The sequence below is a fragment of the Streptomyces sp. NEAU-174 genome (genome assembly GCF_052665095.1).
Map to the genome: position 1 here is coordinate 514,762 of NZ_JBQTCE010000006.1, position 20,381 is coordinate 535,142.

Genomic DNA, 20,381 nt, shown 5'->3' on the forward strand with positions numbered 1-20,381 from the left:
CACAAGGGGTGTGCCCTGCGCGCATTCCGGAACGGACAGCCTTGCCCACACCCAATGACTCTCTCTCCGGCCGTCGGGCCCTCGTCACCGGTGGCACCAAGGGCACCGGAGCGGCGATCGCGGCCCGGCTGCGGACGGCCGGTGCGACCGTACTGGTCACCGCCCGCTCCCGGCCCGAGGACGTCCGTGACGACGACTTCGTCGGCGCCGACCTGACCACACCGGAAGGCGCGGAACACATCGCGCGGGAGGTGCGGCGGCGGCTGGGCGGCGCGGACATCCTGGTCCATACGCTCGGCGGCTCGGCCGCGCCCGCCGGTGGCTTCGAGGCGATGTCCGAGGAGATCTGGCAGCAGGAGCTCAACCACAATCTGCTCGGCGCCGTCCGCCTGGACCGCGCCCTGATCCCGGGCATGATCGAACGGGGCGGGGGCGCGGTGGTCCATGTCTCCTCGATCCAGCGTCGGATGCCACTGTGGAACGGCACGCTGGCCTACGCCGCCGCCAAGGCCGCACTCACCACCTACAGCAAGGGCCTGGCCAACCAGGTGGCACCGCTCGGGGTGCGGGTGAACACGGTGTCCCCGGGGTTCATCCAGACGAGCGCGGCCGACGCGCTCATCGACCGCATCGCCGAGCAGACCGGTGACCGGGAGTCCGCTCTGGCGTCGCTCATGGACTCCCTCGGCGGCATCCCCCTCGGGCGTCCCAACCGGCCCGAGGAGGTCGCCGAACTCGTCGCCTTCCTCGTCTCCGACCGTGCCTCCGCCATCGTCGGCGCCGAGCACGTCATCGACGGCGGCACCGTACCCGCCGTCTGAGCCGCTTCAGACGCTCTCCACCGCGGGGCCGTCGGGCACGGCCCGCCCCCGTCCGGCGCGCACCACATTGCCGAGCGGGCTCCCCGCCGCCAGACGGTTGATATTGGTCGCGATCTCCGTGGCGCGGGCGGCGAACGTCTCCTCCGTGTGCCCCGAGTTGTGCGGTGTCATCACCACATTGGGCAATGTGTGGAACGGCAGACGGCTCGGCGCGTGGGGCGGGGCGGCCCACCACACATCGAGGGCGGCCCCGGCGATGGTGCCCGCCGACAGCGCCTCGTACAGCGCCTCCTCCCGCACGACCGGGCCACGGGCGACATTGACGAGGAGCGCCTGAGGGCCCATCGCGGCGAGTTCGGCGGGGCCGATCAGTCCGCGGGTCGCGGGGCTCAGCGGAACGGTCACCACCACGATGTCGGAGTCCGCCAGCAGTTCCGGGAGCCGGTCCGTGCCGCCCACCCAGTCGGGGCGCAGACCGTCCGGCAGCGGGGCCGATGGATCGCGGCGCACGGCCCGCACCCCCAGGCCGACCGCCTGGCACAGCCGGCCGATCTCCCGTCCCGTCTCGCCGAAGCCGATGACGCCGACCCGGCGTCCCCGCAGGGTGTCCCCGAAGGGGAGCGTGGCATCGACGGCCACGTTCCGCCACCGCCCGGCCCGCAGCTCGCGGTCGGCCGCGAGCACCCGCCGGGACAGCATCAGCACGCACATCAGGACGTGTTCGGCGATCGACGCGCCGTGGTGAAAGGTGTTCGCCACGGTCACATCGGGCCCCAGCGCCTCCAGGGGGATGCCGTCGTAGCCCGCGCCGACGACATGGACGAGGCGGAGGCGCCGGGCCCGGCGCGCGTGGTCCTCGCCGAGCTGTGAGCCCACGTACACATCGACGGAGGCGATGGTGTCGGCGATCCGTGCCGCGTCCCAGTCGCAGACGTCCAGCCACTCGTGCCGGTCCTCGGTCCGTGCCCTCAGCCGCTCGCCGAACCTGCTCAGGATCCGGTGGTTGAGCATGATGCGCATCCCCCGGTCACCACCGGGGACAGCCGTGCCGACCATGACCACCGTCCTCATATATAGGCGCTGTCTTCATTCGTGCATGGGGCCCATGAGGCTGTCAATGATCGGGAGGCCTCGGCCAAGGACCGCTCCACCTGCGGCTGTTGTCAGATCCCTTGACGCCCAGGCACCCCCGGTTTAGCTTCGGCGTCCACAAATGCAGACCGGGTACGTAAGTGTAGACAGCCATGTCGACTGTCGTTCTCGGGCGGCACCCCGCCAGCACCCTCGGAGATACGCCGACGATGAAGTCCTCCGTACCCTCCGGCCCGCACCGGGAACGAGGCCGGGCCCATACAGTTCTCGCCCTTCTCACAACCGGCACGCTGCTGCTGACCAGCGCGTGCGCCGTGGCGAACAGTGACGCGGCGGGTGACGCCGGAAGCGCGGACGGCCGCACCCTGCGGGTGGTCCTCACCCAGGAGCCCCCGACGCTGGAGCCCTGCGAGTCATCGCTGACCGCGACCGGTGTCGTCGTCCGCTCCAACATCACCGAGCCGCTGGTGGAACGCGACCCCACCTCGGGGAAGCTGGATCCGCTGCTGGCGACCGGGTGGCGGCAGACGAAGCCCACGACATGGACCTTCGACATGCGCCCCGGTGTGACCTTCCAGAACGGGCAGCCGTTCACGGCGAAGGACGCCGCCTTCTCCATCGACCGCGCCGTCAACTCCGATCTCGCCTGCAACGTGGACGGCTACGTCTTCGGCGACGAGAAGCTCGACGTACACGCCGTCAGCCCGACCCGGCTGACCGTCACCACCGAGAAGACCGACCCCATCCTCCCCCTGCGGCTCAGCTTCGTCGAGATCGTGCCGCGCACCACCAGCACCAAGGCCAAGGTGCGGATACCGGTCGGGACCGGCCCCTACGCCGTCAAGTCCTGGCAGACCGGCGTCTCCATCTCGCTCGCCCGCAACGAGGACTACTGGGGGAAGGCGCCCGCCTACCCCCGGGCCCGGTACGTCTGGCGCAGCGACGCCAGCGTCCGCGCCGCGATGATCGACAAGGGCGAGGCCGATATAGCGACGGCGCTGGACCACACCAGCGCCGACAAGGGCAACACCGTGGCCTACCCCAACAACGAGACCACCGCCCTGCGCCTGGACGGCCGCGAGGCGCCGCTCGACGACATCCGGGTGCGCAAGGCGATCGGCATGGCCGTCGACCGCAAGGGCATCATCGACGCGCTCCTCGGCGGACTGGCCAAGCCCGCCGCCCAACTCGTCCCGCCCGGTGTGGTGGGCCACAACGACGACCTCGCCCCCGTCCCGTACCGGGTGGCCGCCGCCCGCGCGCTGGTGAAACAGGCCGCCGCCGACGGCGTCCCGGTGCACCGGCAGATCACCCTCGTGGCGCGCAACGGCATGTTCGCCGGGATCTCGGAAGTGGCCGAGGCCCTCCAGTACGAGATGGCACGGGTGGGGCTGAACGTGAGGATTCGCATGGCGGACACCGCCACCCACCTCCAGTACCAGCTGCGTCCGCTGCCCCGTGACGTCGGGCCGGTGGCGCTGCTGATCATGCACGGCAACCAGGCCGGGGACGCGGCGTTCACCACCAGTCAGTACCTGGTGAGCGACGGCCCGCAGTCCACCTTCGGCACCAAGGAGCTCGACCGGCGCATCGCCGCGGCGGACGCGCTGTCCGGCAAGGCTCGCGAGAAGGCGTTCGCCGAGGTGCTCGAGTACCAGAACGACACGGTCGTGCAGTACGCCTATCTGGCCCATATGCGCGGGCTGCTGGGGCTGTCGCCGAGGGTGCGGTACCGGCCGGATTCCGCCACCGGGGACGAGATGCGGCTGGCCGAGGTCGGCCCCGCCAAGCCGGGGAGGCACTGAGATGACGTCCTTCCTGCGCAAGCGCGTCATCTCCAGCGCGATCCCCCTGGTGTTCGTGGTGCTAGGCGTGTTCTGCCTGGCCCGGCTGACCGGAAATCCCGTCGATCTCTACCTCCCGCTGAGCGCCACGCCCCAGCAACGCGCCGAGTTCTCCGCCGCCCACGGCTTCGACGACTCCATCCCGGTGCAGCTGTGGGACTACCTCACCCATGCCGCCCGACTCGACTTCGGGACGTCGCTGCGCACCGGGGAGTCGGCCGGTTCGATGGTGCTCAAGGCGTTTCCCGTCACGCTCCAACTGGCCGGGATGACGATGCTGCTGGCGATCCTCGGGGCGCTGCTGGTCGGAAGCCTCGCCGCGTACCGGCCCAACTCGCTCATCGACCGGATCGCCGGTCTGCTGTCGATGACGGCGGCCAGCATCCCCGACTTCTGGTTCGCGATCGTGGGGGTGCTGGTCTTCGGAGTGGGTCTCGACTGGCTGCCGACCTCCGGCACCCTGGGCGGCCCGGAGATCTGGGTGCTGCCCATCGCCACCCTGCTGATCCGCCCGTTCGGGGTGCTGGTGCAGGTGGTCCGCGGCAGCATGGTCGGCGCGCTGTCCGCGCCGTATGTGAAGGTCGCGCGCAGCAAGGGAGCCGGCCCCCGGCGCGTGGTGTTCGGACACGCGCTGCGCAACTCCATCACGCCCGTGCTGACCGTGGCCGGGGATCTCACCGTCGGTCTGGTCAACGGCGCGGTGGTGGTGGAGACGATCTTCGGCTGGCCCGGGATCGGCAAGCTCATGATCGACTCGATTCTCCAGCGCGACTTCGCGGTGTTGCAGGCCGCCGTCCTGCTCACGGCGGTGACGATCTTCGCGCTGAACATCCTCGTGGACGTCTGCCACGCCCTGATCGACCCCCGAGTGCGCCAGGCGGTGCCGGCGTGAGCGAAGGAGCCACCATGACCGACCCGGCCGACCGTCCCGCTGGGGAGACCGCCCCGTCGCGCGCCCGTCCGCCGCGCTGGTGGCTGCTGCTCGGCCGGGACCGGGCCGCGGCCGTCGCGGCCGTCATCCTCGCCGGGGTGTTCCTGGTCGCGCTGTTCGGCCGGGTGTTCATCGGGGACCGGGCCGTACGGCAGGATCTGCGCGCCTCGCTGCGCCCGCCCTCCCTCGACCACGGCTTCTACGGGCTGCTCGGCACCGATGTGCTGGGCCGCAGCGTGCTGGCCCGGCTGGTGGACGCCGCGGGGACGACGCTGTCCGTCGCGGTGCCCGCGGTGCTGTGCTCGCTGCTGATCGGCTCGGCACTGGGGCTGTGGGCCGGTTACCACGGGGGCATGCGCGAGAACGTCGCGATGCGGGTCGCCGATGTCATCCTCAGCTTCCCGTCCCTGCTGATCGCGGTGGTCGTGCTGTATGTCTTCGCGCCCAGCGCGATGAACATCGTGCTGATCCTGGCCATCGCGCGCGTCCCGGTCTATCTGCGCACCGCCCGCGCGGAGTCGGCCGAGCTGAGGAGCCGTCTGTTCGTGGACGCGGCCCGGACCTTCGGCACCCCGAGCCGGAACATCATCCACCGGCACATTCTGCCGATCGCGCTGCCCACGCTGCTGACCGTGGCCACGCTCGACTTCTGTTTCGTCATGCTGACCGAGTCGTCCTTGAGCTTCCTCGGCATCGGCATCCAGCCCCCCGATGTGAGCTGGGGGCTGATGGTGGCGCAAGGGCGCCAGTACCTTCAGACGGCCTGGTGGATCGCCGTGCTGCCGGGTGTCGCGATCGTGCTCACCACGGTGTCGGCCACGGTGCTCGCCGCCTGGGTCCGCCTGGCCACCGACCCGGCCCAGCGCTGGCGTCTGACGTTGCCCAGGAAGCGGCGCGGCAACCGGGCCGCTGTTCCCTCGGAGATGATCGCGTGAAGTCCTCCACCCTGCCCGCGGCCACCGGGACCGGCGGCCCCGCCCTCGAAGTCGAGGGTCTCTGCGTCGACGTGCGCACCCCCTCGGGCACCGTCCGCGCGGTGAACGACGTCGGCTTCCGGGTGCGCAAGGGGCGCACGCTGGCGCTGCTGGGCGAGTCCGGCTGCGGCAAGTCGATGACCGCGCTGTCCATCGTCGGGCTGCTCGACCCGACCGCCGAGGTGACGGGCGGATCCGTGAAGGTGTCCGGCACCGATGTGCTGCGGCTGGGCCAGGCGGGGCGCAGGAAGCTCGCCGGCCCCGTGCTGTCGATCGTCTTCCAGGACGCGCTGACCGCGCTCAACCCCGTACAGCCGGTCGGCAGGCAGCTCGCCGAGCCGTTCCGCATCCATCGCGGGATGTCGCGCCGCGACGCCCGGGAGCAGGCGGTCGAGCTGATGACCCGGGTCGGTATCCCCGAGCCCCGGCTGCGGGCCCGCGCGTATCCGCATCAGTTCTCCGGCGGTATGCGCCAGCGGCTGCTGATCGCGATGGCCGTCGCGCTGGACCCCGATGTGCTCATCGCCGACGAGCCCACGACCGCGCTCGATGTCACCGTGCAGGCGCAGATCATGCGGCTGCTGCGGGATCTCCAGACCGAGCGGGACATGGCGCTGGTGCTGATCACCCACGATCTGGCGGTGGTGGCGCAGCGCGCGGACGATGTCGCGGTGATGTACGCGGGCAATGTGGTGGAGACCGGCCCGGTGGCGGAGGTGTTCTCCCGCCCCCGCCACCCCTACACCAAGGGGCTGCTCGACTCGGTTCCCGAACACGCCGTCAGGGGCCGCCCGTTGCCCGCCGTACCGGGCAGCCCGCCCGAGCTCAGCGCGGTCCCGTCCGGCTGTGTCTTCCAGGCCAGATGTCCACTGGCCCGGGAGCGCTGCGCCCAGGAGCGCCCCCCTTTGATGTCCGTCGGGACCTCGCGCTCGGCCGCCTGCCACTTCTCCGAGGAGCTCGACCGTGTCTGAGACGCCCCTCACCGACGCCACCGCCACCGGCTCCCGGGCCGATGGCTCCGCCGCTCCCCCGCCGCTGCTCGAAGTCAGCGGCGTGACCAAGTCGTTCGGCCATGGCCGCCGGCGCCTGACCGCGCTCGACGGCGTCGATGTGCGGGTCGAGCGCGGGCAGACGCTCGGGCTGGTGGGCGAGTCCGGATGTGGTAAGTCGACGCTGGCCAGAGTGGTGCTCGGTCTTGAGCGGCCGGACTCGGGCACCGTGCGCTTCGAGGGCACCGATCCGTTCACCCTCAGGGGCAAGGAACTGCTGGCCTGGCGGCGCCGGGTGCAGATGGTTTTCCAGGACCCCTTCGCCTCGCTCAACGCCCGGATGTCCGCGGCCGACCTCATCGGCGAGCCGTGGCGCACCCACCGCGACATCGTGCCCACGGCACAGGCACGGGAGCGGCGGGTCCGTGAGCTGCTGTCCCTCGTCGGGCTGCGGGAGAGCGACGCCCACCGCTACCCCAACGAGTTCTCCGGCGGGCAGCGGCAGCGCATCGGCATCGCCCGCGCGCTGGCGCTCGACCCCGATCTCATCGTGTGCGACGAGCCGGTGTCCGCGCTCGACCTGTCGGTACAGGCCCAAGTGCTCAATGTGCTCTCCGAGTTGCGGGAACGGCTCGGTGTCTCCTACGTCTTCATCTCCCATGACCTGTCCGTGGTCCGGCATGTCTCCGACCGGGTGACGGTGATGTACCTGGGCAAGGTCATCGAGCACGGCCCCACCGAGGACGTCTTCGACCGGCCCGTACACCCCTACACCGCCGCCCTGATGTCCGCCGCGCCCACCCTCGACGTCTCCGGGCAGGCCGTCTCCGGGCAGGCCCGGGACGACGAGATCCAGCTGCGCGGGGAGATCCCGTCCCCGTACGACATCCCGTCGGGCTGCCGGTTCCGCACCCGCTGCTGGAAGAGCGAGGCCCGGTGCGCCGAGCTCGCTCCACCTGTCGTGATCCGCGACGGCACGGCGGACACCGGGCGGGAGCCGCATGCGGGCCTGTGCCACTTCCCGCTGGACGCCGGGCCGATGGAAGCATGAGCTCGCCGGAGTTCGCCCTGCTCTTCATCACGGTGGCGGTCGGGGCGCTGCTCCAGGTCGCCATCGGCTTCGGGCTCGGCCTGCTGGCCGCCCCGGTGATCGCGATATTCGACCCGTCGCTCACCCCGGTGGCGGTCCTGCTGCTGGCCACCGGGGTCACGGCCGCGGTGCTGGTGCTGGAGGGCGGCCACCTGGACCTGCGGGGCGCGGGGTGGGCGCTGGTCGGCCGGGTGCCGGGGGTGCTGGGCGGCGCGGCGCTGGTGGCCGTGCTGCCCGCCCGGTACCTCGCCCTCCTGGTGGCCGCGGTCGTCGTCGCGGGCGTGGCGGTGAGCCTGCGCGGCTTCGTGCCCGCGCCGCGGCGGCGGTCGGTGCTGCTGGCCGGTCTGATGTCGGGGCTGATGGGCACGGCGACCGCCATCGGAGGGCCGCCGATGGCCATGGTCTGGCAGCGGCTGAGCGGACCGCGGCTGCGCGCCACGATGAGCGGGTTCTTCCTGGCCGGTTCGGTGATGAGTCTGGCCACCCTGGCGGCGACGGGGGCGGTGCACACGTACAGCCTGTGGCACACCGCCCTGCTGGCCCCGGCCGCGGCGATCGGCGTGCTGCTGGCCCGCCCGCTGTCGAGCCGGCTGGACCTGCGGCGCACCAGGGCCGTGGCCATGGTGCTCGCGGTGGCGAGCGCGACGGTGCTGGTGGTCCAGCAGTTCGTCTGAGCCGGGTGGCACTTTTCCGTTGAGCAGACGTATCCGGTCAGCCCTCCGCCGCCACGGGTGCGGCCCAGCAGGACCGGGAGGAACTCGTCCTCCCGCCACTCGCTCCGGCGGGTGCCACGATCAGTCGTCTCAGGCCACGTCAGGCGGCATGTTGTACGGCGTGACGACCTGGATGGGCGAGGGCAGGGAGGGGCCGTCGTCGGGGAGGGCTCCGTGGGCCCGCATGATGATCTGGCAGGCGCGGCGCATGTCCTGGCGCAGGTCGTGGTGGAGCACCGCGGACAGCCGGCGCTCGCGCAGCAGCCGGGTGTTGTCGTGGTCCAGGTCGTGGGCGATGAACACCTCGTAGCCGCGGCCGAGCTCCTCGAAGGCCTGGATCGTCGCGGTGTTGCCGCCGCCGATCGAGTAGACCGCCCGGATGTCCGGGTCGCGGCGCAGCGCCCGCAGAACCAGGTCGCGCTGGGTGGCGTCCAGGCCGTCGCTGTCGGTGACCTCGACGAGCGTGCGCCCGGGGTGTGCGTTGCGCAGGGCGCCGCGGAAGCCCATCTCGCGTTCCTCCTCACCGCGGAAGAACCCGCGGCTGACGGTGGTGAGCACATTGCCGGGGCGGTCGCCGAGCCACTGGCCCATGAGGTACGCGGCGGTGGCTCCGGCGGCGCGGTTGTCGATGCCGACGTAGGCCCGGCGGGCGCTGTTAGGCAGATCGGTCACCAGGGTCACCACCGGTATACCCACGGCCGCCAGTCGGCCGACGGCCGCGGTGACCTCGGGCACGTCGGGCGCCTTCAGGACGACCCCCTGGCAGCCGCCGCGTTGGCCGACGCGGTCCAGCGTGGCGATCAGCTCCTCCACCGGACCGACCTCGCGGAAGTGGAAGCGCGACCGCATCACCGCCGGGCGCAGCGAGGGCAGCTCCGCCTCCAGTGCGGCGCGGACCGCCGAGGAGAACCGCTCAGGGGCCTGCATCACGATATCGATCATGAAGGTGCGGCCGCCGATGCGGACCTGGGTGCGCTGCCGGTCCAGGTCCTTGATCGCCTGATGGACCTCCCGGGTGGTGCTCTCGCGCACCCCGCCCCGGTGGTTCAGCACCCGGTCGACGGTGGCCTCGCTCAGACCGGCCTGCCGGGCGATCTCCCGGATGGGATACGGATGGGCCATCGGCGCGCCTCCCTGATGGGTTTTTGATGGACCGCTGAGGATTGCCCGATGCTCGGCCGATCACAACACTGACAGAAGGCCGCAGCCCACGGGAAGGATCGGACGGCAATGCCCCTCATCGCTCCGAGGTCTCATGTCTGGCTCAGTGAGGCCGACTGTTCCCTCGACGCCTTCCGCACCCTGGTCGAGCGGACCACCGACCCCGGCGACCACCCCGGCGCCGACGCCGTGGAGCGGAACGTCCCCGTCTACGACGGCGACCGCCTGCGGGCCCGGGCCGCCACGGCTTCCGGCCGCCGGGAGGCGCAGGCGGAACTGGTCCACGCCCTGCTGGACGGCCCGGGCATCGTGGTGTTCAAGGGGGCCTTCCCCGACGCGTCGGTCCTGGACCGGGCCACCGAGGCGTTCACGGCGCTGATCGAGCGGGAACGGGCAGCGGGTGCCGCCCGCGGTGACCACTTCGCCAAGCCCGGCGCCAACGACCGGGTGTGGAACGCGCTGGAGAAGCTGGCCCTGAGCGCACCGGAGGTCTTCGCCGACTACTACGCCAACGACCTCATCGCCCTCGTGGCCACCGCCTGGCTCGGCTCCGGCTACCAGGTCACCTCGCAGATCAACCAGGTCAACCCGGGCGGCGCGGCCCAGAGCGCGCACCGCGACTACCACCTCGGCTTCCTCTCCGAGGCGCGGGCCGCGGCCTATCCCGCCCATGTCCACCGGCTGTCCCCCGTGCTGACCTTGCAGGGCGCGGTCGCCCACTGCGCCATGCCGGTCGAATCCGGCCCGACGCTCTATCTGCCGTACTCGCAGGCGTACGAGCCCGGCTATCTGGCCTGGCGCCGACCGGAGTTCATGGCCTACTTCGCCGAGCACCACGTCCAGCTGCCCCTGGCGGCGGGCGACGCGGTCTTCTTCAACCCCGCGCTGTTCCACGCCGCCGGGCACAATCGCTCGGCGGACATCCGGCGGATGGCCAACCTGCTCCAGATCTCCTCCGCGTTCGGCCGCGCCATGGAGACCGTCGACCGAGAGGCGGTGGCCAACGCCGTCTTCCCCGTACTGCGGCGGCGCAAGGCCGAAGGCGCCACCGAGGACTGGCTGCACAACGTGGTCGCGGCCTGCGCCGAGGGCTACCCGTTCCCCACCAACCTCGACCTCGACCCGCCGGTCGGCGGCCTCGCCCCGGACTCCCAGGCCGACACCCTCCGGCGCGCCCTGGAGCGGGGCTGGAGCCCGGAGACCCTCCGTACGGAACTGCGGGCCGGCGCCGAGCGCCGCCAGAGCTGAAGGAGACGACCGCTCATGGGACTGCTTCAGGACAAGATCGTCCTGGTCAACGGGGGCAGCCAGGGGATCGGCGCGGGCATCGTCCGCGCCGCCGCCCGCGAGGGGGCCACGGTGGCGTTCACCGGACGCCGCCCCGACGCCGGTGAGCCGCTGGCCGGGGAGCTGGCCGCCCAGGGCGCCACGGTCTCCTTCCTCCGCGCCGACCTGGCCGATCCCGCGCAGGCACGCGGCAGCGTGGAACAGGTGGTGGCGGCCCACGGCAGGATCGACTGCCTGGTCAACTCCGCGGGGCTCACCTCGCGCGGCACGCTGCTGGACACCACGCCCGAGCTCTTCGACGCGCATATCGCGATCAATCTGCGCGCCCCGTTCTTCGCCATGCAGGCCGCCGTCGCCGACATGGTGGCCAGGAAGGCCCCGGGCACCATCGTCAACATCATCTCCAACTGCGCACACGGCGGATATCCGTTCCTGGCGCCGTACGCCGCCGCGAAGGCCGGGCTCGCGGGCCTGACCCGCAACGCCGCCCACGCCCACCGCTGGGACCGCGTCCGCGTCAACGGCCTCAACCTGGGCTGGACCGACACCGAGGGCGAGGACGCCATCCAGCGCGCCTTCCACGGCGCGGGCGACGACTGGCGCGAGGAGGCGGCCCGCGCCCAGCCGATGGGCAAGCTGGGCCAGGTGGACGAGGTCGCCGATGTCGTCGTCCTCCTCCTCTCCGACCGCAGCGGGGTCGTCACCGGCTCGGTCATCGACTGGGACCAGAACGTCGTCGGCGGACTCGGCTGACCCGCCGCGTCACCAGAAGCGTCACCAGAAGCGACACCACCGTCCGGACAGAAAGGGACACGACTTCCCATGCGTATCGGCATCATGGGCCTGGGCCGGATCGGCGCCTTCCACGCCGAGACCCTGTCCACGCTCGACGCGGTGGACTCCCTCGTGGTCACCGACCCGGTCGCCGCGGCCGCCACCGCCGCCGCCGAGCGCTTCGGCGCCCACGCGGTCGACTCGCCGGAGGCCGTGCTCGCGGCCGGAGTGGACGGTGTCGTGATCGCCGCGGCCACCGACGCCCACCCCGAACTCATCCTCGCCGCCGTGCGGGCGGGCGTACCGGTCTTCTGCGAGAAGCCCGTGGCGCGCACGATCGAGGAGAGCCTCGATGTCCTCCGCGCGGTGGAGGACGGTGGGGTGGAGGTCCAGATCGGCTACAACCGGCGCTTCGACCCCGGTTACGCGGCCGCGCGGGCGGCGGTGGTCAGCGGTGAGCTCGGGCCGTTGCACACCGTGCGGTCCACCACCTTGGACCCCGAGCCGCCCCCGGCCGGCTACGTGGCCGTCTCCGGTGGCATCTTCCGCGACTGCGCCGTGCACGACTTCGACACCGTCCGCTGGATCACCGGCCGCGAGGTCGCCGAGGTCTACGCGACCGGCGCCAACCGCGGCGCCGAGTACATCGCGGCCGCCGGAGACGTGGACACCGCCTCCGCCCTCCTCACCCTGGACGACGGCACCCTCGCCGTGGTCTCCAACACCCGCCACAACCCCCGGGGTTACGATGCCCGCCTGGAGCTCCACGGCATGACGGACAGCGTGGCCGCGGGCCTGGAGGACAGGCTGCCGCTGCGCTCCGTCGAACCGGGCGCCACCTTCCCCGGCGGCACACCGCACCACTTCTTCATGGACCGCTTCGCCGCCGCCTACCGGGCCGAGCTCACCGCCTTCACCGAGGTCGTGGCGGGTCTGCGGCCCTCCCCCTGCACCATCGCCGACGCCGTCGAGGCCGGCTGGATCGCCGAGGCCTGCACGCTTTCGTTGCGCGAACACCGCCCCGTGACCATGGAAGAGGTACGCAAGGGATGACGACAGCCGAGCCGCTGCGCATCGGGGTCCTGGGCACCGCCCGGATCTGCGAGCTCTCCCTCGTCGGCCCCGCCCGGGCTCAGCTCGCCCCGTCGGCTGCCGTGCCCGGCCCGGCCACCCCGGGCGCGCCCGTGCGCAGCCCGTCCATGACCAGGTCCAGCAGCCGTCGGGCGCGTGCCTGCCCGCTCTCGCCGGGGCCGATCTGCCACAGGCCGGCGATGGCGAGCAGGAAGTCGTCGGTGGTGACGCCCGGGCGGATGGTGCCGACCTCCTCGTTGGCCCGCAGCAGGAGCGCCACGGCCTCGGTCATCTGGCCGTGCCCCGGTTTCTCCTGGCCGCAGGACGCGCTGATGGCCTTGTGCAGCGCGTCGGCGAGACCGGCCTTGGCCATGGCGAACCGGGCCAGGTGCCCCATCCATTCCCGCAGCGCCTGATCCGGCGCTCGGGTGCGCAGCAGCTCGGCCGCGGTGTCGGCCACCTGCCGCATCTCATGGCGGTAGATCTCCAGGACGAGGGCCTCGCGGCTGGGGAAGTGGCGGTACAGCGTGCCCTGCCCGACGCCCGCCTTCTTCGCGATGGTGCTCAGCGGGACGTCGGCCGAGCGCGTCAGCTCCGCCAGCGCCACTTCCAGGATGCGCTCGCGGTTCGCGGCCGCGTCCGAGCGCAGACGCGCGTCCCTCTCTGCCCGCACTCGCCCTCCTCCGGACCCCGCCGTAGCGCCAACCTTGCTCACCGGACAGCTGTCCGCTAAGTTTCTTGCACAGCGGACACTTGTCCGCTTAGGCCCACCTTACCGGCTGAAACGGCCGGTGTGGATGGCCGAAACCGAGCGCCGACCGGCATTGTCCCGCATCCCATATCCTCGGGACTCCCTCCCTAGGCCCCGGGCCCCCTCCATCGGACGACTTCAGCGCGCACCACACCCGCGAAAGAAGGCTGATCATGGCCCCATCGACGTCCAGCGTCATCACGCTGACCATCAACGGCGAGAAACACACGCTGCCCGTCGACCACCGCACCACCCTGCTCGACGCCCTGCGGGAGCAGCTCGACCTCACCGGCACCAAGAAAGGCTGTGACCAGGGCCAGTGCGGTGCCTGCACGGTGCTGATGGACGGCCGCCGGGCCGTCTCCTGTCTCCAGCTCGCGGTGGCGGCCGAGGGCCGTGAGGTCACCACGATCGAAGGCGTGGCCGAGGGCGACGAGCTGCACCCGGTGCAGCAGGCGTTCCTCGACCTCGACGGCTACCAGTGCGGTTACTGCACCCCGGGGCAGATCTGTTCCGCCCTCGCCGTGATCGAGGAGCACGCGGCGGGCTGGCCGAGCGCCGCCACCGCCGACGTCCGCCCCGAAGCGGGGCCCCCGCCCCTCACCCCGGACGAGATCCGGGAGCGGATGAGCGGCAACCTGTGCCGCTGCGGCGCCTATGTGTCGATCGTCCAGGCGGTCGCGCGGGCGGCCGAGGCGCGCACGGCCGGGACCGAGGAGGCCCTCGCATGAAGGAGTTCGGCTACCAGCGGGTTCTCGAGGTCTCCGAGGCGGTCTCCGTGCTCGGCGCGGACCCCGACGCGCGTTTCCTCGGCGGCGGCACCAATCTGGTCGACCTGATGAAGACCGGCGTCGAGCGGCCGGGACGCCTGGTCGACGTGCGCGAACTGCCCCTGGACCACGTCGAGGTGACGCCGGACGGGGACGTGCGCATCGGGGCCACCGTCACCAACAGCGATCTCGCCGCCCACCCCGAGGTGCGGCGCCGCTACCCGGCCCTCGCCCAAGCCGTCCTGGCCGGTGCGTCCGGCCAGCTGCGCAACATGGCCACCGTCGGCGGCAACCTCCTCCAGCGCACCCGCTGCGGCTACTTCACCGATGTGGCCGGGCCCTGCAACAAGCGCCTCCCCGGCAGCGGCTGCCCGGCCGTCGAGGGTGAGCACCACAACCACGCGGTCCTCGGCGCCTCCGAGCACTGCGTGGCCACCCACCCCTCGGACATGGGGGTCGCGCTCGCCGCCTTCGACGCCGTCGTACGGTACGAAACCGCCGACGGGCCGGGCGAGTTGCCGCTCGCGGACTTCTATCTGCCCGTGGGCGACACCCCGCACCTGGAGACCGCGCTGCCGTCCGGCGCGCTGATCACCGGTATCACCCTGCCCCCGGCCCCGGTGGCCGCCCACTCCCGCTACCGCAAGGTCCGCGAGCGCGCGTCCTACGCCTTCGCGATCGGTTCGATCGCCGCCGCCCTCGACGTCCGGGACGGGGTCGTCCAGGAGGTCCGCCTCGCCTTCGGGGCGGTCGCCTCCCGGCCGTGGCGGGCGCTGGCGGCCGAGCGGGCGCTGACCGGGGGCCCGGCGACCGCCGAGGCGTTCGCCGCCGCCGCGGACGCGGAGCTGGCCGCCGCCGATCCACTGCCCCACAACGGATACAAGGTGCCGCTGATGCGCAACCTCGTCGTGGCCCTGCTGACCGAACTCACCGAGGAGGCCGCCCGATGACCACGACGACCGGAACCACCACGACGACGGGCGCCTTCGGCACCGCGCGCACCCGCGTGGAGGGCCGGGAGAAGGTCACCGGAGCGGCCCGCTACGCGGGCGACATCCCCCTGCCCGACCTCGCCCACGGCTGGATGGTGCTGTCCACCGTGGCCCGCGGCCGCGTCAGCGCGGTCGAGTCCGAGCCGGTGCTCGCCATGCCCGGCGTCCTCGCGGTCATCCACCACGAGAACGCCCCGCGGGTCAACCTGGACTACATGGGCATGATCGGGAAGCCCGACCCGATCCTCGGGGTCTTCCAGCACGACCGTGTCCCCTTCATGGGCTGGCCGGTGGCGCTGGTCCTCGCCGAGCGGCCCGAGCAGGCCAGGGAGGCCGCGGAGGCACTGGTCGTCCGGTACGAGCAGGAGCCGCACGACATCGGCTTCACCGCCGGACACCCGGACATGTACACCCCTCCGGATTCGCCCTTCGGGCCGGCGGTGTCGTCGAAGGGGGACGTCGAGGCCGAACTCGCCGCGTCCACCTTCGTCGTGGACTCCGAGTACACCACCCCGGAAGAGCACCACAACCCCATGGAGCCGCACGCGGCGACGGCCCACTGGGACGGCGGCCGGCTGGAGGTCTTCGACTCCAACCAGGGCAGCACGATGGTGGCCGCCGAGCTCGCGCAGATCTTCTCCCTCGACGCGGAGTCGGTGCGGGTGCGGTCCGAGCACGTCGGCGGCGGCTTCGGCTCCAAGACCACCCGCCCGCACCAGGTGGCCGCCGCCATGGCCGCGACCGTTCTCCAGCGCCCGGTGCGCGTCGTGATGACCCGCCGCCAGATGTTCTCGACGATCGGCTACCGCAGCCCCACCGCGCAGCGGGTCAGGCTCGGCGCCGACGAGTCGGGGCGGCTGCGGGTGCTGGACCACCGGTCCGAGTGCGTCACGTCGACCGTCCACGAGTTCATCGAGCGGAGCGCCACGGTGGCCCGCGTGATGTACGACGCCGACGCGCACTACACCAGCGACCGCGTCGTACGGCTCGATGTGCCGAGCCCGACCTTCATGCGCGCGCCCGGCGAGGCGCCGGGCTCGTTCGCGCTGGAGTGCGCGATGGACGAGCTCGCCGAGAAGACCGGCATCGACCCGATCGAGCTGCGCGTCCGCAACGAGCCCGACCGGGGCCCGGTCTCGGGCCTGCCGTTCAGCAGCCGCAATCTGGTCGCCTGCTACGAGGAGGGCGCCCGCAGGTTCGGCTGGGCCGGCCGGGACCCCCGTCCGGGGGTGCGCCGCGAGGGGCGGTGGCTGCTCGGGACCGGTATGGCGGCGGCCAGCTTCCACTCCGGCGCCGGACCGTCCACGGCGGCCGTGACGGCGGAGGCGGACGGCACCTTCACCGTGCGCATCAACGCGGCGGACATCGGCACCGGTGCCCGGACCGCCATCAACCTGGTCGCCGCGGACGCGCTGGCGGTGGATCCGGAGCGGGTCCGGGTGGTCATGGCGGACAGCGACCTCGGCCCGGCGATGCTCGCCGGCGGCTCGATGGGCACGCGCTCCTGGGCGTGGGCGGTGGCGATCGCGGTGAGCGAACTGCGCGAGCGGCTGGCCCTGGGCGGCGACATCCCGCCCGAGGGGATCACCGCGCGCTCCGACACCACCGAGGCGATCGGCGCCCTGGCCCAGAAGGAACGGCACTCCTTCGGCGCGCAGTTCGCCGAGGTGGCCGTGGACGTCACCAGCGGAGAGGTCCGGGTGCGGCGGATGCTCGGCATCTTCGCGGCGGGCCGGATCGTCAACCCGCTGACCGCGCGCAACCAGCTCGTCGGCGGAATGATCTGGGGCATTTCCATGGCCCTGCACGAGGAGGCGGTCAGGGACCGGGCCTCGGGCGGCCTGGTCTCCCCCGACCTCGCGGGCTATCACTTCGCCGCCAACGCCGATGTGCCGGTCGTCGAGGCGGACTGGGTGGACGACCCGGACCCGGACGACCCGGTCGGCATCAAGGGCGTCGGCGAGGTCGGCATCGTCGGGGCCGCGGCGGCGATCTCCAACGCGGTGTGGCACGCCACCGGCGTCCGCCACCGCAACCTGCCGATCCGCCCGGACCGGGTCCTGTCGGCGGGGACGAACCTGCCGGAGCCCGGCCACGCGGGCTGACCCTCGCACCGTCGAGCGCTCGGCGCCGGTCAGGTTTCCCACCTGGCCGGCGCCGAGCTCGTAGGGGCGCTGTTCGGCCGCGCCCTCGTAGGTTCCTGCGGCCGTGATGCGGCCTTGTGGGGCGAGTCCACTCGACCATACGGGCGGGATAAGAGGTCCAGTCCGATTATGTGATCGGGTGGCACGGTACCGACAACGGCATGGCCACTCCCCCCGATCCCCCGCAGAACGCGGAGACCGCGAGCCCGGCGTCCCTGGTGGGCCGCAAGGGCTACGACGAGCGCTTCCTGGGCCCCTCCCTGCCGCTGCCCCGGCCGACCGGCCCCGACACCGAGACGACCGTCCTGCCCTACACCAACTTCAGCGTCGTCTTCCGCCCGGACCGCCGGCTGGCCGCGGCGACGGCCGTCACGATCGACGGCGCGCACCTCGTCGATGTGCCACGCGAGGACGAATGGCGCTTCGACCCCCGCCTGCCCGAGGCCCAGCAGGCCGGTCACCCCGTCTACCGGGACAACCCGCTGGACAAGGGACATCTGGTCCGCCGCCTCGATCCCGTATGGGGTCCGAACGCCTCCATGGCGAACGACGACACCTTCCACTACACCAACGCCGCTCCCCAGATGAACGTCTTCAACCAGGGCAAGCAGCTCTGGCAGGGGCTGGAGAACTTCCTGCTGGACCACGCCGAGGAGTTCGACAGAAAGCTGACGGTGTTCACCGGACCCGTGCTCGAGAACTCCGATCCGCCCTACCGGGGCATCCAGGTGCCGCTCCGGTTCTGGAAGGTCGCCGCGTTCCTCCAGGACGGGGAGCTGGCCTCCACCGCCTATGTGCTCGACCAGAGCCCCGACCTCAGCCGGGACGCCGCCGCCCGGGTCATGGCGGAGGCAGCGCGGGCCGGAGACCCTCCCCCGCTCGGGGCGTTCCGCACCTTCCAGGTGCCGGTCTCCGACATCGCCCGCCTCACCGCCCTGGACCTGGGCCCGCTCCCGGCGGCCGACCGGCTGACCGCCGGAAGGCGCGCCGCACCCCGCTGGACCCGTCTGGAGTCCTACGACGACATCACCGTGCGCGCCGCATGAACCCGTCCGCCACACGCGTCTGACGCCGCACCGGCACCGGATACCGCCGATCGGCTGGCGCTGTGCGGCGATCCAGTCATCTTCCCGTTCCGTCCGCTCCCCTCCGGGCCCCGGCGGGGAACCACTCGCCCAAGCCGAGGAGAGCAGAGAGGGCACCGATGAGCGACGACTTCGTACTGGACGTGACCAGGATCCGCGACGACGCCCGCCGGAAGATGGCGGCGGGCCCGGTGACGGACACCTACGGTCTGGACAAGAACCGGGTCATCGGCATCCTCAACGACGTCATCGCGACCGAGGTGGTGTGCTGGCTGCGCTACACCCGCCACGCCATCTCGGCCAGGGGCATCGACCGCGCCCAGGTGTCCTCGGAGTTCACCGAGCACGCGAAGGAGGAGATGCAGCACGCGCTGCGCGCCGCGGAACGCGTCTCGCAGCTCGGCGGCGACCCCGACTTCGACCCCGCCTCGCTGACCCAGCGCTCCCACACCGACTACACCACCCCGGCCGCCGATGACCTCAAGGCGATGCTGGAGCACAATCTGCTCGCCGAGCGCATCGTGATCGCCAGCTATCAGGAGATCATCCGCTGGCTGGGCGAACACGACCCGACCACCCGCCGGCTGATGGAGTCGATCCTGGAGGAAGAGGAGGAGCACGCCGACGATCTGGTGGATCTGATCGGCGTCTGACATCCGTGATGGGTCGGCCCATGACCACGCGGTGGCCCCGCTCGCTCTCCTGCCTCATCGTGACCGCCCTGTCCTCGGCCCTGCTCGCCGGGTGCGGGGAGGACGACGCCCATGGCCGGAGCTGTTCCGGCCGCACGGGCAGGGATCTCTCCAGCCGCACCGTGGCCGGTGGCGACCTGTGGCAGAAGAAGCTGCGGTGCGTGAATCTCGAACGGTCCACGCTGACCGGGCTGGTGTCCGAGGCCAATCTGCGGCGCGGCAATCTCTACGCGGCACGGCTGGCCGCGGTGTCGCTGGAGAACGTCGATCTGCGCGGCGCCGACCTCCGGCGGGCGGACCTCACCTCCGCCACCCTCTCGCAGGTCGATCTGCGCGGCGCCGATCTGCGCGGCGCCAGGCTCGGCAGGGGTCTGCTCACCGATGTCAGCTTCGAGGGCGCGCGGCTGGACGACGTGTATCTGCGGGCGGCCTCCCTCACCCATGTCGGCCTCAACGGAGCGGATCTGAGCGGCGCCGATCTGGCCGGAGCCACGGTGTCCGACTCCGATCTCCGCGGCGCGCGGCTGCGGGATGCCGATATCTCGACGACGAGTTGGGAGAACGTCCTCTGCCCGGACGGCTCCCGGTCGAGCGCACGGGTCTCCTGCGCCGACCATCGGGACCGGGCGGCGGACCGGGCCTCGGGTCAGCTTCCCCCGCCGTCGGCCGCCTTGCCGGTCTCCCCCTGAGAGGTCTTCCGGGCGGCGCTGTGCGCCTGCTCGAGGCCCTTCATATAGGCGTCCAGATAGTCGGCGTCCGACAGCCGGGCGCAGGGCGCGGGGACGGGGTGGGAGCGGACCGCTCCGCCCTTGTGGGCGGCGGCCCGGTCGGCGATGGCATCGACACAGGCCCGGGTGGTCTCGGCCTTCTCGGCGGCGCCCGGGGTGCCGCTCGGTGTGCTCTTGTCGCGCACGTCACCGCCGGTGGAACAGCCGGTCAGGAGCAGGGTGATGGCGATGACTGCCGCGGCGTGGACGGTGCGGGTGCCCATGTGTCTCCCAGGTGCGTGGATGGTGGGGTGCATCATGCGGCGTGGCGGCGGCGAAGTGGGAGAGCCGTGTAGCCGTTGTGATGAAACGGTGACCGAACGGACGTACGGATGAACGCCGGCCGGAACCCGGGCAAAGCGATGGCCGGGACGGTCGGTGACGGACCGCCATACCCGACCGGACCGGGCACAGGATGTCGGGTCCGGCAGGG

At 72.0% G+C, this 20,381-nt stretch carries 20 protein-coding genes; 16 read left to right on the forward strand and 4 right to left on the reverse strand.

Translation table 11 applies throughout. The features are described from left to right. The first annotated feature begins 41 nt into the window (after positions 1-41). Positions 42-821, forward strand: coding sequence for an SDR family oxidoreductase (locus tag ACT2CW_RS20550; protein WP_182468538.1), 780 nt, complete (start codon positions 42-44; stop codon positions 819-821). A 6-nt stretch (positions 822-827) separates the two neighbouring features. Here ACT2CW_RS20550 and ACT2CW_RS20555 read toward each other — a convergent pair whose 3' ends face one another. Then, the gene (locus ACT2CW_RS20555; RefSeq protein WP_445517711.1) at positions 828-1,877 is read right to left on the reverse strand and encodes a 2-hydroxyacid dehydrogenase; all 1,050 of its coding nucleotides are present in this window, start codon (positions 1,875-1,877) and stop codon (positions 828-830) included. Positions 1,878-2,065: 188 nt separating this feature from the next. Between ACT2CW_RS20555 and ACT2CW_RS20560 the strand changes: the two genes are divergently transcribed. The 6 genes from ACT2CW_RS20560 to ACT2CW_RS20585 are packed head-to-tail and all read left to right on the forward strand — an operon-like array spanning position 2,066 to position 8,415. Next, positions 2,066-3,718 carry an ABC transporter substrate-binding protein gene (locus ACT2CW_RS20560; protein WP_445517712.1) on the forward strand — a complete coding sequence of 551 codons (1,653 nt, stop codon included), beginning with the start codon at positions 2,066-2,068 and terminating at the stop codon, positions 3,716-3,718. A gap of 1 nt (position 3,719) precedes the next feature. Continuing rightward, positions 3,720-4,649 carry an ABC transporter permease gene (locus tag ACT2CW_RS20565; protein WP_164424782.1) on the forward strand — a complete coding sequence of 310 codons (930 nt, stop codon included), beginning with the start codon at positions 3,720-3,722 and terminating at the stop codon, positions 4,647-4,649. 14 nt (positions 4,650-4,663) lie between these two features. Beyond that, positions 4,664-5,623 carry an ABC transporter permease gene (locus ACT2CW_RS20570; protein ID WP_164424785.1) on the forward strand — a complete coding sequence of 320 codons (960 nt, stop codon included), beginning with the start codon at positions 4,664-4,666 and terminating at the stop codon, positions 5,621-5,623. Further along, positions 5,620-6,633, forward strand: coding sequence for an ABC transporter ATP-binding protein (locus ACT2CW_RS20575; RefSeq protein ID WP_445517713.1), 1,014 nt, complete (start codon positions 5,620-5,622; stop codon positions 6,631-6,633). The genes ACT2CW_RS20570 and ACT2CW_RS20575 overlap by 4 nt, the downstream gene beginning before the upstream one ends. Then, positions 6,626-7,702 carry an ABC transporter ATP-binding protein gene (locus ACT2CW_RS20580; RefSeq protein WP_445517714.1) on the forward strand — a complete coding sequence of 359 codons (1,077 nt, stop codon included), beginning with the start codon at positions 6,626-6,628 and terminating at the stop codon, positions 7,700-7,702. The genes ACT2CW_RS20575 and ACT2CW_RS20580 overlap by 8 nt, the downstream gene beginning before the upstream one ends. Then, on the forward strand, positions 7,699-8,415 hold the full coding sequence (locus ACT2CW_RS20585) for a sulfite exporter TauE/SafE family protein (protein WP_164424793.1): 717 nt from the start codon (positions 7,699-7,701) through the stop codon (positions 8,413-8,415). Before ACT2CW_RS20580 ends, ACT2CW_RS20585 begins: the two co-directional genes overlap by 4 nt. Positions 8,416-8,544: 129 nt before the next feature. Here the strand turns inward: ACT2CW_RS20585 and ACT2CW_RS20590 are convergent, their stop codons facing one another. Then, positions 8,545-9,576, reverse strand: coding sequence for a LacI family DNA-binding transcriptional regulator (locus ACT2CW_RS20590; protein ID WP_445517715.1), 1,032 nt, complete (start codon positions 9,574-9,576; stop codon positions 8,545-8,547). Positions 9,577-9,684: 108 nt separating this feature from the next. Between ACT2CW_RS20590 and ACT2CW_RS20595 the strand changes: the two genes are divergently transcribed. From ACT2CW_RS20595 to ACT2CW_RS20605, 3 genes are all read left to right on the forward strand, one after another. Then, positions 9,685-10,863, forward strand: a complete 1,179-nt coding sequence (locus ACT2CW_RS20595; RefSeq protein ID WP_445517716.1) for a phytanoyl-CoA dioxygenase family protein — start codon at positions 9,685-9,687, stop codon at positions 10,861-10,863. 15 nt (positions 10,864-10,878) lie between these two features. Further along, on the forward strand, positions 10,879-11,655 hold the full coding sequence (locus tag ACT2CW_RS20600; RefSeq protein WP_445517717.1) for an SDR family oxidoreductase: 777 nt from the start codon (positions 10,879-10,881) through the stop codon (positions 11,653-11,655). 69 nt (positions 11,656-11,724) lie between these two features. Continuing rightward, complete coding sequence (locus tag ACT2CW_RS20605; protein WP_445517718.1) at positions 11,725-12,729, forward strand: Gfo/Idh/MocA family protein; 1,005 nt, start codon at positions 11,725-11,727, stop codon at positions 12,727-12,729. Between the two features lie 79 nt (positions 12,730-12,808). Here ACT2CW_RS20605 and ACT2CW_RS20610 read toward each other — a convergent pair whose 3' ends face one another. After that, positions 12,809-13,420 (reverse strand): TetR/AcrR family transcriptional regulator, encoded by a 612-nt coding sequence (locus ACT2CW_RS20610; RefSeq protein WP_164424805.1) that lies wholly within the window; start codon positions 13,418-13,420, stop codon positions 12,809-12,811. Positions 13,421-13,671: 251 nt separating this feature from the next. Here ACT2CW_RS20610 and ACT2CW_RS20615 point away from each other — a divergent pair, with 251 nt between their 5' ends. From ACT2CW_RS20615 to ACT2CW_RS20640, 6 genes are all read left to right on the forward strand, one after another. After that, positions 13,672-14,229, forward strand: a complete 558-nt coding sequence (locus ACT2CW_RS20615; protein WP_037957040.1) for a (2Fe-2S)-binding protein — start codon at positions 13,672-13,674, stop codon at positions 14,227-14,229. Then, positions 14,226-15,218 carry an FAD binding domain-containing protein gene (locus ACT2CW_RS20620; RefSeq protein WP_445517719.1) on the forward strand — a complete coding sequence of 331 codons (993 nt, stop codon included), beginning with the start codon at positions 14,226-14,228 and terminating at the stop codon, positions 15,216-15,218. Before ACT2CW_RS20615 ends, ACT2CW_RS20620 begins: the two co-directional genes overlap by 4 nt. Beyond that, complete coding sequence (locus ACT2CW_RS20625) at positions 15,215-17,365, forward strand: xanthine dehydrogenase family protein molybdopterin-binding subunit (protein ID WP_445517720.1); 2,151 nt, start codon at positions 15,215-15,217, stop codon at positions 17,363-17,365. Before ACT2CW_RS20620 ends, ACT2CW_RS20625 begins: the two co-directional genes overlap by 4 nt. A 200-nt stretch (positions 17,366-17,565) precedes the next feature. Next, the gene (locus tag ACT2CW_RS20630) at positions 17,566-18,450 is read left to right on the forward strand and encodes a DNA/RNA non-specific endonuclease (RefSeq protein ID WP_164424811.1); all 885 of its coding nucleotides are present in this window, start codon (positions 17,566-17,568) and stop codon (positions 18,448-18,450) included. Positions 18,451-18,608: 158 nt separating this feature from the next. Then, on the forward strand, positions 18,609-19,142 hold the full coding sequence (locus tag ACT2CW_RS20635) for a ferritin-like domain-containing protein (protein ID WP_182468550.1): 534 nt from the start codon (positions 18,609-18,611) through the stop codon (positions 19,140-19,142). 20 nt (positions 19,143-19,162) lie between these two features. After that, entirely contained in the window at positions 19,163-19,870 is a 708-nt protein-coding gene (locus ACT2CW_RS20640; protein ID WP_182468551.1) for a pentapeptide repeat-containing protein, read from the forward strand. On the opposite strand, the gene ACT2CW_RS20645 is transcribed toward ACT2CW_RS20640, so the two are convergent. Continuing rightward, on the reverse strand, positions 19,828-20,172 hold the full coding sequence (locus ACT2CW_RS20645; protein WP_164424817.1) for a hypothetical protein: 345 nt from the start codon (positions 20,170-20,172) through the stop codon (positions 19,828-19,830). The genes ACT2CW_RS20640 and ACT2CW_RS20645 overlap by 43 nt on opposite strands. Between the last annotated feature and the right edge of the window lie 209 nt (positions 20,173-20,381).